The organism is Blastopirellula sp. SH421 (genome assembly GCF_057808535.1).
Genome location: NZ_CM173712.1, coordinates 1,509,793 through 1,523,361, shown reverse-complemented (window position 1 = coordinate 1,523,361; position 13,569 = coordinate 1,509,793). Strand labels below are relative to the sequence as shown.

Sequence of the window (13,569 nt, the reverse complement as noted above, 5' to 3'; positions counted from 1 at the left end):
TGCGGATGACAATTTGTCCCCGCGAAAATCACGCCTGTGAATTTCCGTACCGCGTTTTCACGAAATGGTATCGCCATGATGCTCCGCTTACTACCCACGCATCTCTTCTGGATACTCAGCGTGCTTTTGACGGTCGCGATGGGATGCTCGGTTGAAGATGGCCCTCCCCGCTATCGAGTTTCCGGTAGCATCACCCATCGTGGTGTGCCTGTCCCGATTGGGGTTATTCAATTCATGCCGGATGCAGCGCAAGGCAACACAGGCCCCACTGGTTTCGCCGAAATCAAGGATGGAAGGTTCGATACAAACACGTCTGGCAACGGCATCATAGGCGGCCCTCACATCGTTAGCATTGATGCTTTCGACGGTGAAAACATCAATCCTGACGTGCGTCCCAACGGAAACGTCATTGTCGCCGCGTATCAGAAACAAGTGAAGATGGAATCGGACACCGAAACCGTATTGAACCTGGAGTTGAGCAAACGCTAACGCAGCCAATCTTCAGCCTCCGATGCAAGATGAACGACAGCACCTATCAATGCGGTTCCGGCAATTCGCCGGCCCTCTCCGTGACTCAGCAGTCCAAGAATTCGAGGGGAATGCTGATCTTTACTTTCGGTAATCACGATCGGTTCCTAAGCCAAGCCGACCTAGCGGCGATCGACCGACTTTCAGCAGTGGAAATGTCCGCCTAAATGTCAACGCTATTTATCTCTTCTGGCTTATTTTGATCAATTCAGCTTTTGGACGACTTGAGATATGAATTCTATCGATTTGAAAAATTACAAAATGTTGAGCTGTTTTTCGGCGCTGTGCTTGGCTGCGTGCATCGGCTGCGAAGCTGAATCGCTGACTCATCCCGTTAGCGGCAAAGTATTGCAGGCGGACGGCACGCCCGCACAAAGCGGATTGATTGAGTTCCGTACGACTGCCGAAGACGGCTCGGTGATCAACGCACGCGGCAGAATTGAAGCGGACGGAACGTTTCGACTAAGTACGTTCGGCCAAGATGACGGCGCACTCGCAGGGGATCATCAAGCGATTTTGGTCAGCCCTGCTACTAACGAAAACAGCGAATCCGGCGTGGTTCGCAGCTTTCCCCCCAAATATCGTTCCTACACGACTTCGGATCTGCAGTTTCGCGTCGAGCCGGGTCAGAACGAGTTCGCGGTGCAAGTAAAGGCTAAGTAGGAGATACAAGAGGTTTGGTGGCGGCAAACGCACATAAAAAAAGGGGCGTTTACCGAGTTCTTGATGGTAGATTCCAAGGCGGATGTACGATCTAGAAGTAGAGAGCCATTCGACAAACAAACTAACATGAACGTCTGCTCCGAATTTCACTCCCCACCATGCCTGTAGCAACTTCATTCGATGCGGCGTCCGACGACCGCTATGCTGATTTTTTGGCTTATTTTTCGACCGACTGCGAACGGATTCATGCGTACATCTTTTCGATGTTGCCGCATCATGCCGACGCAGATGACGTCTTCCAACGCTGCAGTCTGCTGCTGTGGAAAAAATTTGAGACGTTTGATCGTGAGCGCGACTTTCTCTCCTGGGCATGCGGAGTCGCCTTCTATGAAGTCAAGAATTTTCTGCGAACAGCGCAGCGAGATCGACTGCAATTCAGCGAAAAGCTGATCGAACTGCTCGCCGAAGATCGGGCTGCGACGCTTAACCGGCAGCCGGAGAGGCTGTTGGCGCTACGAGATTGCGTCGGTCAACTTACAGCGCGACAACAGCAACTAGTGTGGAATGCTTATGGGGGCGCAACGACGCTGGCCGATTTGGCGGCCGCAACAGGACGTTCAGCGCAAACACTTTACAACCAACTAACGACGATTCGCCGCAAGCTGGCCCAATGCGTCCAGATGCGACTCGTCAGTGCGGGAGACGATCTATGAGCCAACACGATTCGTCTCAGCGATTAGCAGAACTAACGCATCGAGCGATGCACGCGTCGTTAACCGCAGAGCAGCACCACGAGCTAGAGCAATTGCTGCTAGAAAACCCCGAAGCGCGGCAAAACTATTTTCTGTTGCTCGACCTTGAATACGGCTTAGCGAAGTTAACGGCCGAAGCTACTGGGCAGCAGTCGATCGGTTTGCCCCCTTCGAGCCCTACGATAGGATTTCCGAGTGCGCCGCAACCTTCGCAACGGCGAATATCACCGCGCGTCTGGTTCGCATTGGCCGCCTGCTTGACGGGCTTGGTCTTGACGCCGCTCGCTTATTGGAAAGCGAACTCACAACGGATCGCGCAGCAAAATCAACCTCAGATGCCGCAAGTTGACGCCCCCAGCATTGTTGAGCGAACGCCTCCCGAGATTACCTTGATTCAGACGGCGCACAGCCGTTTCTTCGGTGAGCCTGACTCTTTGTCGGCTGGCGATGTTCTGCAACTCGACCATGATTATGCCCTGGTCGAAGGGGAGATTCAGCTGCGTACGCGTCACGGCGCGGAGATGATCGTCCAAGCACCTGCCGTATTTCTCGCTCGTTCGGCCGATCAGGTGCTCATGAAAATAGGAGCCTGCTCGGTCTATGCGCCGCCAGGAGCGGAGGGATTTCGCGTTATCACTCCCCAGGCCCAGATCGTCGATAAAGGCACTCGTTTTGTAGTTAACGTGACCGAATCGGGCGAAGCGGACGTCAATGTGATTGAAGGCGAAGCAGAGATATTTATGCCTGACAACGACGTTCCTGATAGCGCAGGACTGCTGTTAGGCGCAGGCGAGGGGCGCATCATCAACTCGCAAGGCAATATCTCTAACTCACCTGCATCGGACATGAGTCACGGCTATCGCGGTTCGCTTGCTGATCGCATCGTTGACTATCGCGTCACCGATCGCAAGCATCCGCAACCCGACAAGCTATTGGACGTGACGGTGCAGCGGGGAGGAAAGATTAAGCGTTATGACGTCGAAGAACTGATTGGTTTCGATCTGATTCATTTCAAAGCAGGGACCACCAACGGTGCAAATATTAGCACGCCGCTTGACCACCCTGACCCGCGTGAAGGAGACCGCTCACGAACTCGAGCGGCGCTGCTGGATCGGGATGCGTTGCTCACGACCGGGGCGCTTAATCCGGGGGGCAATGCCCAACCATTAAAGTCAGATCCCGATTGGACAAGCCCCGACGCGGCTCGTCATACGCCTGGATTCGCCGTTAGGTTTCACCAACCGGTGGTCAACGCCGCCGGTCCCGACATCGTCTTCTTTGATCTGCATGTGGTCGTGCATCCCGAGGATGGCGATCCGTTTCATGTCTCACCGACCCATTTTGAGCCCGGCTTGCGATCGCATACGGTGCGAAAATATGACGTCTCGTTGGCGCATCACAGCGCGCATACATTGACCGGTTTCCTCCTCTATCGATTTGATCCTCCGATCCGCTCGTTGGAAGAATTGCTATCTGCGAAACATAACGGTGGCTATATCCATCAAGTTCCCGCCAAAGTGGTCGCCGTGGGAATCGATCTTTCAGACCTGGGCTATGCCGAAGGTGACGAAGTCTCTGAGCTCTTTTTTCAAGACGCCTGGGATGACGAGAACTTGATCGATCCGGTTTTCCTCGGAGGACTTCCCGCCAACACGCCCCACACCCTGCCCGAGTGATAATCGCATGCCTAAATGTTTTCGTATCCTGATCGCGCCGCTGATCTGTGCACTTGCGTGGACTTCGCCTGGGTTGATCCGCGCGGACGATAAAGAAGCTGCACGGTATTTTGAAACCAAAGTGCGTCCGCTGTTGGCCCAACATTGCTTCCAGTGCCATGGTCGCGAAGAGCAAAAGTCGGATCTGCGTCTTGATCGCCGCGCGCACTTTCTCCAAGGAGGCGCTGGCGGTCCGATTGTAGAGCCCGGCAAGCCGGAAGAGAGCGCCCTGATCGAAGCGGTGAAGTGGGAAGGGTATGAGATGCCGCCTGCTGGCAAGCTGCCCGACGAGGAAATCGCAATTTTAGAAACTTGGGTTCGTAACGGGGCCTTCTGGCCCGAGCAAGCGGGCGAGACACGTGACGACAGTGATCCGTTTACCGCCGAGGATCGAAGCTGGTGGGCGTTTCAGCCGGTCACGCGCCCAGAAGTGCCCGCAGTCGCTTCATCCGCGATCGTCCATAATCCGATTGATAACTTCATTCTGGCGAAGCTGGCCCAACATAAAATATCGGCGTCGCCTGCCGCCGAGCGGAGAGTGATGATTCGCCGCATTTATTTCGACATGCTTGGCGTTCCTCCGACCGTGGAAGAAGTGGAAAGTTTCGTTGCTGACGAACGCGAAAACGCTTATGAATTACTGGTCGATCGCATTTTGGCCGATCACCGCTATGGAGAACGCTGGGCCTCGCATTGGCTCGACCTTGTTCGCTACGCGGACTCGGACGGTTATCGTCAAGACGCTTATCGTCCGCTGGCTTGGCGCTATCGCGACTATGTGATTCGCAGCCTGAACGAGGACAAGTCGTACAAGCAGTTTGTGCGAGAGCAGTTAGCCGGGGACGAAATTGCTCCGGAGGATCACGACGCGCTGACCGCGACTTATTTCTTACGAGCCGGCGTCTATGAATACAACAGCCGCGACGCCGAAGGGCAGCAAGTTTTGATCTCCGATGAACTGACTGATACAGTCGGAGACGTTTTTCTAGGGATGGGCGTCGCCTGTGCTCACTGCCATAACCATAAGTATGATCCGATCCTGCGGGATGACTATTACCGGCTCCAGGCGTTCTTTAAGCCGCTAGTCTGGCAAGACAATTATCTGCTGGCGAGCGAAGCCGAGCGGAAAGCCTATGAGCTTGCGCTCGCGGAGTGGGAAACCAAACACAAAGACTTGCTGGCCAAAATCGAAGCGATCGAAGGGCCAGCGAAAGAGCACCAACGACGCAAAGCGGTCAGCATGTTTCCGACCGAGGTGCAGGAGATGTATTGGAAGCCGCGCGAAGAGCGGACAACCTATGAGTCTCAAGTTTTCTATCTGGTCGAGAAGCAGGTAGAATTTGAATACGACCGGATCGTCAATGCGATTCCGAAAAAGCAAAAGGAAGAATGGGAAGCTCTAAAAAAAGAGCTCCAAACGTTTCTGAAGACCAAGCCCACGGAACCGCCGAAAGCTGATGTCGCCGTCGACGCCCAAGGAAAAATCTCGCCGACGACGATCCCCGGCGATCGACGTAAACGAGATATTCAGCCCGGGTTTTTGACGATCTTGGATCCGCAGCCCGCCCAGATCGACAAATCCAACGTCGTCGCTGCTGAGAGTAGCGGTCGTCGCACTGCGTTGGCTCTATGGTTGACACAAGATGGCAATCCTCTTGCTTCGCGAGTGATTGTAAATCGAATTTGGCAATACCATTTTGGCGCTGGGTTGTCGGCCAACGCCAGCGACTTCGGCCGCTTGGGCGAAACGCCCAGTCATCCGGAACTGCTCGACTGGCTGACCAGCGAATTTATCGCCAACGATTGGCGGCTCAAGCCGCTTCATCGGAAGATTCTCCTTTCGGCGACTTATCGCCAGTCATCGTTCATTATAGCGCCAGAGCAAACCTTACTGACTGATCCTAAAAATCGACTACTGTGGCGGTTCCCCGCGCACCGACTGGAAGCGGAGCAAATCCGTGACGCAATGCTGGCGACGAGCGGCGAATTGAAGGAAAAAACTGGAGGCCCTGCTGCTTCGAGTAACGACACCGTTCGCAGCGGATACACCAAGAAAATGCGGAACTCGCCCGACGCATTGTTGGACAGCTTCGACGCACCGGGCGGATTTTCGAGTGTCGCGCTGCGAAATTCGACCACGACGGCGACGCAATCTTTGTTGATGATCAATGGTGATTGGACGCTCAAGCGAGCCGAGGCGATGGCCAAGCGATTACAACGCGAATTTGGCTCGGATCTGACAGGCATGATCCAGCGCAGCTATGAGGAGTGTTTTGGTCGTCCTCCGCAACCGCAAGAGCTGGAAGCCGCGCTCTCGTTTTTTGAGAATCAGCTCAAATACAACCGCGAATTGGCGCGTCAGCAACAGACGAAGATCCCTTCTTCCGCATTGTTGGACGAGCCGCAAATGCAACGTTGGAATACCGCTTTCAACATCAGCGATAAAACGCCTCACCAGATTCTGACTTTGCCAGATACGACCTCACTACCATCGCATAACTTTACAATCGAGGCAATCGTCTTTCCGCGTTCGCTCTTTCCTAACGCGTCGGTCCGCACGATCGCCGCACATTGGAACGGCCAATCGGCTTCGGCCGGTTGGAATTTTGGAGTCACCAGCGAGCAGTCAAGCTATCGACCGCGCAATCTCATTTTGCAGTTGATCGGCGACGATAAGCAAGGAAATCGAAAGTACGAAGTGGTTGCGTCGAATCTGCGTATCCCCTCTGACAAACCCTATTATGTGGGCGCCGCCGTCGACTTTGACGCCGGCACGGTTACCTTTCACGCCCGTGACATGTCTTATGATGAATCCGAATTAGAAACGGTCGTCGTACAGCACGGCATCGTCGGCAATTGCCATGACGATCGACTCCGTTTTAGCATCGGCGGGCGCGATAAAAACAGCGATTCACATAACTGGGATGGACTGCTCGACGACGTTCGCCTGACTCGGAGTGCATTGAAGGCAACGGATCAAATAATGATTAATACGCCCAATGACTTAGTCACGGACGAGACGGTCGGGATGTGGCGTTTTGTGAGGTCTGCTCCGCGCGGGCCCTTGGCCGAGCTAACGCTTAAGCAGCAAGACCTGGAGCTGTCTACTGGATCTGATTCGCGTAGCGTCAGCGCTGACCTGATCGCGTTGATCGATTTCTGTCATGTGTTATTGAACTCTAGCGAATTTCAGTTTGTCGATTAAATCGCCCTTCCCTCCTCAGAGACTTCGCCGCTTTCATCGCCAATCCTTCCGAAGCGAGATATCATGCCTATTACGCCGCATAACGTAGTTCCCACCTCGCGTCGCGAATTTCTCGCCAAGAGCGGCGCTGGATTCGGGGCGATCGCTTTGGCGGCGCTTATGGGCGGCGATCTTGCCTCGGCGGCGGAGGGAAATTCCCTCGCGCCCCAGAAGCCGCATCTTCCCGCGCAGGCGAAAAACGTCATTTTCCTCTTCATGGAAGGGGGCCCCAGTCACATCGACTTGTTCGATCCGAAGCCGCTTTTGAACAAGTTGGCGGGAAAGAAGTTGCCCGAAAGCTTTGGCAAAGTCATTTTGGCGATGGGCGAAAACAACGCTCCGCTGATGGAATGTCCGCGGAAGTGGAAACAGCATGGCCAAAGCGGGCTATGGGTATCAGACTGGATGCCGGAAGTCGCAAATTGCGCCGACGACTTATGCGTGATTCGCTCTTGCGTCTCTGACGGCATCAACCATTCGTCTGGCGTCTGTCAGATGAATACCGGACACGTCATCGGTGGTCGCCCTTCGCTGGGCGCGTGGGCGACGTACGGTTTGGGAACGGAAAACCAAGACATGCCGGCGTTTGTGATATTGACCGACAGCAACCGCCAAGTGGTGAACGGTCCGCGAAACTGGGGTAGCGGTTTTATGCCTGCGTCCTATCAAGGCGTGCCGTTCAAATCGGGCGAAGATCCGATTTTGAACCTCAACCCGCCGAGCCATATCGACGTCGCTCGTCAGAAAGCGAAGCTCGATTACCTAGGCCAGATCGACAGTCGCCATGCGGCGGTGCGAAGCGATAAATCCGAGTTGGAAGCTCGAATCGCCTCTTACGAACTCGCGTTTCGCATGCAATCATCCGCTCCTGAAATCGTGGATCTCGCCAGCGAAACGGAAGAGACGAAACAGCTTTACGGTCTGGATGATAAAGAGACGAACGTCTTTGGTCGCAATTGTCTGATGGCCAGACGCTTGGTCGAAAATGGCGTCCGTTTCGTGCAACTCTACAGCGGCGCCGGCAGTGGCTGGGATGCACATAGCAACATCGAAGGCAATCACGGCAAGCTGTGCAAACAGGTCGACAAACCAATCGCCGGTCTCCTGAAAGATCTGAAGCGTCGCGGGCTGCTCGACGAGACGCTGGTTGTCTGGGGAGGCGAATTTGGCCGCACGCCGATGTCAGAAAAAGGTAACGGCCGCGATCATAATCCGACCGGCTTTACGATGTGGATGGCTGGCGGAGGCGTCCAAGGAGGACGCACGATCGGATCGACCGACGAGCTCGGTCTGCATGCTGTCGAAAACCCGCTGCACGTACATGATTTACATGCCACCATCCTGCGAATCATGGGCATCGATCACACAAAGCTGATCTATCGACACAAAGGGCGCCCCGAGCGAGTTGATATGAACGAAGGCAAAGCCGAGATGAAAGTCTTTGGACTCGGCTAATCGCCCCGCGGATCATGGATGCACCCCAAGCGGGCTCTGAAAGAACTTTTCTTTGTATTTAGCCCGACGGCTTGAGCGGTGAAAATACAACGCAATCGCACCCGCCTAGAGCGTCCAAGATGCGGTTGCTGCGCGGCGATGCCAGGGAGGGGACCGCGGCAACGGGCCCCAAGTCAGCGGCTATCGGGCGACTGGCTCGGAAACGCCCTGCTTCAGTGATTGCAGATAAGTAAATAGATCGGTCACTTCGTCAACCGTTTAAAAATTAAGAATACCAGTAGGCATTACCGATGCCGGCGTAAATCCGGCGCGTTCCATGTCTCGTTTCTCGATACGACGATCGGCCACAACAGGCTGGCGAATGACAACGGCCGGAAGATCAGGTTTTCATGCTCGATAGTCATCATTCGAGGACAGGTTAAGCATAGGAACTGGAAGGGGGGGAAATAAGGACGAGACCACCCCCTTGCCCATCCTATTGAATATGAAATCGGTGGAAAGCGAGTGCCAGAAATACGGTGCACTTCTTGGTTACGCTAGATGTCCCGCTGTAATCAGGCCTTGGCGAAGCTCCAGTGGCGTTTTGTCGTTCGCGGAAAAACTACCTAGCGGCTGCGGGACTTCGACTGCATCTCGATAGGAAATGAGACATGGGCGGATGGCGAAAGCGAGAAGGAAACTTCCCCTTCGGCGCAGCTTAGCTCAGCGAATGGAAGATCGACGATTTAAGTCAAAATGGGTGGTATGCCATAGTGACATTTATTCTGGCTTCGGTGATACTCACCCTGACGGCTTTCGGTGCGTTTCGTGTCAAGCGTAAGGAATCATCGGGGTATGCACGGTTTTCTCATCACTCCCAGCTGTGCCGGCCTGATCGTCGTGACATTGGTACTCGGCTGCGGACCCACACTGCCCCCCAAAGCTGACTTGGTTCGCCCCGTTAAGACGATGATCGTGGGGGAAGAAGTCGATATCCGCCAACGATCCTTTCCTGGCACGGTCGAAGCTTCACGTCGCGTAGAACTCGCTTTTCGCGTGCCGGGGCTGCTTGCTGAACTGCCGGTGAAAGAAGGAGATAAAGTCTCCAAAGGGGATCTGATCGCCCAGCTTCGGCAGGGTGAGTTTGAAGCTCGCTTGGCGACGCTCCAGGGAGATCTCGGCCAGGCTCGGGCGGCGTTACGAGCGTTGCTGGCGGGGGAAAGACCCGAGGAAATCAGGCGGCGCGAAGCGCAAGTCCGAGCCGCTGCACTTCGCATGGCGAACGGGCGGACCGAGTACGAACGGGGCGTCGCATTGGCCGCACGAAGCACCATTTCGCGGCAAGAATTAGACCGTCTGCAAACAGTATATAAAGTTTCTCAAGAAGAATACGCGTCAGCGCAAGAATCGCTAGAGCAAGGCACAATAGGACGCGAAGAAGATATCGAAGCGATGGAAGCTCAAATACGTGGTTTGGAAAGCCGAGTGGTTGAAGCCGAAATCCAGCTGGCCGATTCAACGATTCTCGCTCCCTACGACGGCGTGATCGCCCAGCGGTTTGTCGATCAAGGTCAAAACATTACTGCTGGAGCTCGAGTCGTCCAGTTTCAAGACGTCGAAGAAATCGATATTGCAGCCGATGTGCCGGAAACGGTGATGGTCACCGATATTCTGCGAGCCGATATTCTGCAGATGACAGCCACGCTGAGCGCCGCCCCTGGAATTGAGTTTCCCGTTCGGATCCGTGAGATTGCCCAGGTTGCCGATCCAGTGACGCAGACTTTCAATGTTCGCGTCGCGATGGAGTCGCCATCTGATTTGCGGATCTTGCCGGGGATGACCGCCAGCGTATCTGTGCGCTATCGCAGAGCTCGTATTCTTGGCGAACAAGTCATGGTTCCGATCGAGGCCGTCATGCAAATCGCTTCGGGAGAACCGGTGGTATGGGTCCTCAATAGCGACGGAGCTGTAGCTCAGCGGTCGGTCACTCTGGGCTCGGCCAGCGGCGGCAGAATCGAAGTGGTGAATGGGCTTGAGCCGGGTGAACGGATTGTTTTGGCCGGCGTGCGATTTCTGCGTGATGGGATGCAAGTACGCGACCTGGGCAACGCTTTGGGAGATAGCCGACCATGAATCCTGGCGTTTTCTCGGTCAAATACAGCCGCATCGTTTTTGTGGCGATGGCGATCTTTATCGTCGGCGGGGTGATCGCCTACAACTCGCTTGGTCGTCTGGAAGATCCAGAGTTTACGATCAAAGAGGCGCTGATCATCACCCCCTACCCTGGCGCTAGTGCAGAAGAAGTGGCGATGGAGGTCACCAACCCCATCGAAAGAGCGTGCCAACAATTGGGGCAACTTGACCGAGTCGAATCCGAATCGGTTCGCGGACGATCCATTGTGAAAGCGATCATTCGCGATCGCTATGACAAAGAGAAAATCCCGCAAGTCTGGGACGAGTTACGACGCAAAATATCGGATGTCCAGTCGCAACTGCCGCCTGCGGTGCGTGGTCAGTCGATGGTGGTCGACGATTTTGGCGACGTCTATGGCATCTTTCTGGCTGTCAGCGGCGAAGGCTTCTCTTACCCCGAGTTACGTCGCTATGCCGAATTTCTCCGTCGGGAATTGTTGCTGGTCGATAGCGTCAAGAAGGTAGAGTTGTTCGGCGCACAGCAAGAGCAGGTCTTTTTACAAATTCCGCGCCAACGTCTCGCCAGTTTGGGTATTAACGAGGAACAGATCTACAGCTTGCTGCAAGCGCAAAATGTCGCCGCCGATGGGGGCCGCATTCGCATCGGAGGCGAGCATCCTCCGCTTGATCCTGAAGGAGGATTTCAAAATCCCGTCGACATGCTGGACTTGGTGGTTGGCTCCAATCAATCGGGACGACAGTTCACCTTGCGAGAGGTTGCCGACATCGAGCGAGGCTACAGCGATCCGCCTAGTCGCATTCTTCGCTTCGACGGCCAGCCAGCCATCGGGATTGGCATCTCGACCATCCAAGGTGGTAATGTTGTACGTGTGGGAGAAGGAGTGCGGGCAAAACTTGCTGCACTCAAAGTGGATCAGCCGATCGGTCTTGAAATCGGCGAGATAAACTTTCAACCGGAAGCAGTCAGCGAAGCCACCGGTGATTTCGTGTTTAATCTGCTGAAAGCGGTCAGCATTGTTATTATCGTGCTGCTGCTGACGATGGGACGCAAGACAGGCTTCATCATCGGCCTGGTGCTGTTCATGACGATCATGGCCACCTTCATGGTGATGTTCATGGACGGGACCCTGCTCATGGAGCGGATCTCACTTGGTGCGTTGATTATCGCTTTGTGCATGCTGACCGACAACGCAATTATCGTCATCGAGGGGATCAAGGTTCGCATCGAGGCAGGCGAGGACAAGCTAGAAGTGGTTCGCGATGTGGTCGCTCAAAACCAGTGGCCACTTTTTGGCGCTACCGCGATCGGCGTGCTGGCCTTTGCCGCCATCGGATGGTCGGAAGACGCTACCGGTGAGTACACCAACTCTCTGTTCTGGGTAATTCTTATTTCTCTCAGCCTTAGCTGGCTTTCATCAGTCACAGTGACGCCGCTGTTGGGTTATCTGTTTTTTAAGCCGCAAACAGCATCCGCGAGTGACGCCCCACCGGCCGACGCCTATTCGGGACGCGTGTTTCAGTGGTATCAAAAATTGCTTGCGCTGGCTTTGCGAAATCGCTGGGGAGTGGTGATTGCGTCGCTCATCCTCTTTGTACTTTCGCTGTATGGCTTCACTTGGATTGATCAAAGCTTTTTTCCGCCGGCGACAAGACCGCAATTTATGGTCGACGTGTTCTTGCCCTCGGGGACGCACATTCGCGAGACAGAACGTTTTGCCGAGGAGATTGAGAAATACATTCAACCCCAAGACGGCGTGACTCACGTTGCATCCTTTGTCGGCGGCGGCGGTCTGCGGTTCTTACTGGTCTATTCGCCAGAGCTTGAGAATCGCGCCTTCGTCCAATTTTTGGTTGAAGTCGACGATCCCGCCAGGATAAACGCCCTCGTGACGACGATCCAGCAACACTTGGACGAGGAATATCCGGATGCGAATACCGTGGTGAAAAAGTTTCTCCTCGGCCCAGGCGCCGGCGGCCGAGTTCAGGCTCGATTTCAGGGCCCCGAGCCGGCGAAGCTACGAGAACTGGCTGACCAGGCCCTTCAGGTCATTGAACAAACGGGCAACGCCATCGGCACGCGCCATGATTGGCGAGAACGTGAAAAAGTGATTCGCCCTGACCTTTTCGAATCCCAAGCTCGCCGCAACGGCCTGACGCGTGTGGATGTTGCGAAGGCTTTACAGAGCAGCCTCGAGGGACGCGTCATCGGATTTTATCGCGAAACAGGAGACGCCAGCGCAGGAATCTATCCGCAAGAGTCGCGACTATTGCCGATCATTGCGCGACCTCCCCTGGAAGAACGAAGTAACATCGCCGCCATCGACAGCATGCAAATTTGGAGCCCCGTCGCAGGCCGCATGATCCCGTTGAGCCAAGTGGTTGCTGACGTCAATATGGCCTGGGAAGACCCGATTGTGGTTCGTCGCGATCGATTTCCCACGATCACCGTTCACGCTGATCCGCGCCGCGGGTTGCCCAGCCAGCTCTTCAATCGCATTCGCGCGGATGTCGAAGCGATCGAATTGCCCCCGGGTTATAGCCTGGAATGGGGCGGAGAATATGAAGATTCTGGCAGAGCCCGCGCTGCACTCGCCCTGCCGCTCCCTTACTTCTTGGCGCTAATGGGCTTCATTGTCGTTTGCCTATTTAACTCGTTCCGCGTGACTGCGTTGATTTGGCTTATCATGCCGCTGGCGATCATTGGGGTTACCGTGGGACTGTTGCTAACTGGGCAACCGTTTGGATTTATGGCGCTCTTGGGCGTACTGGCGCTCGGCGGCGAACTGATTAAAAACCAGATCGTGGTCGTCAGCAAAATTGAGACCGAAATCGCGAACGGTAGGTCTCCTTATGACGCCATCATATATGGAGGCACAAGCAAAATGCGGCCTGTATCGATGGTTGTACTTACCACAGTTTTGGGGATGATTCCGCTATTAAAGGACCCCTTCTTTGGCTCAATGGCAGTCTGCATCATGTTCGGGCTTTCGTTTGCAGCCGTGCTTTCGCTGTTTGTCACTCCCGTCATGTATGCGCTGATGTATGACATTCATGAAAAGCGGAAATAGCAACACGGACC

Annotated in this window: 8 protein-coding genes; all 8 read left to right on the top strand. The window is 54.8% G+C overall.

Annotation, left to right across the window (positions count from 1 at the left end; all coding sequences use genetic code 11):
• The first annotated feature begins 36 nt into the window (after positions 1-36).
• The 8 genes from SH421x_RS06260 (at position 37) to SH421x_RS06225 (ending at position 13,558) form a co-directional block, all read left to right on the top strand.
• Complete coding sequence (locus tag SH421x_RS06260; RefSeq protein ID WP_488854549.1) at positions 37-489, top strand: hypothetical protein; 453 nt, start codon at positions 37-39, stop codon at positions 487-489.
• A gap of 270 nt (positions 490-759) precedes the next feature.
• Entirely contained in the window at positions 760-1,191 is a 432-nt protein-coding gene (locus SH421x_RS06255) for a hypothetical protein (protein ID WP_488854548.1), read from the top strand.
• 158 nt (positions 1,192-1,349) lie between these two features.
• Entirely contained in the window at positions 1,350-1,904 is a 555-nt protein-coding gene (locus SH421x_RS06250; RefSeq protein ID WP_488854547.1) for a sigma-70 family RNA polymerase sigma factor, read from the top strand.
• Positions 1,901-3,619, top strand: coding sequence for a FecR domain-containing protein (locus SH421x_RS06245; protein WP_488854546.1), 1,719 nt, complete (start codon positions 1,901-1,903; stop codon positions 3,617-3,619). Before SH421x_RS06250 ends, SH421x_RS06245 begins: the two co-directional genes overlap by 4 nt.
• 7 nt (positions 3,620-3,626) lie before the next feature.
• A complete protein-coding gene (locus tag SH421x_RS06240; protein ID WP_488854545.1) occupies positions 3,627-6,863 on the top strand; it encodes a DUF1549 domain-containing protein in 3,237 nt (1,078 codons plus the stop codon).
• A 63-nt stretch (positions 6,864-6,926) separates the two neighbouring features.
• A complete protein-coding gene (locus SH421x_RS06235; protein WP_488854544.1) occupies positions 6,927-8,357 on the top strand; it encodes a DUF1501 domain-containing protein in 1,431 nt (476 codons plus the stop codon).
• Positions 8,358-9,191: 834 nt separating this feature from the next.
• Positions 9,192-10,469, top strand: a complete 1,278-nt coding sequence (locus tag SH421x_RS06230) for an efflux RND transporter periplasmic adaptor subunit (RefSeq protein WP_488854543.1) — start codon at positions 9,192-9,194, stop codon at positions 10,467-10,469.
• On the top strand, positions 10,466-13,558 hold the full coding sequence (locus tag SH421x_RS06225) for an efflux RND transporter permease subunit (protein ID WP_488854542.1): 3,093 nt from the start codon (positions 10,466-10,468) through the stop codon (positions 13,556-13,558). The genes SH421x_RS06230 and SH421x_RS06225 overlap by 4 nt, the downstream gene beginning before the upstream one ends.
• Positions 13,559-13,569 lie beyond the last annotated feature (11 nt).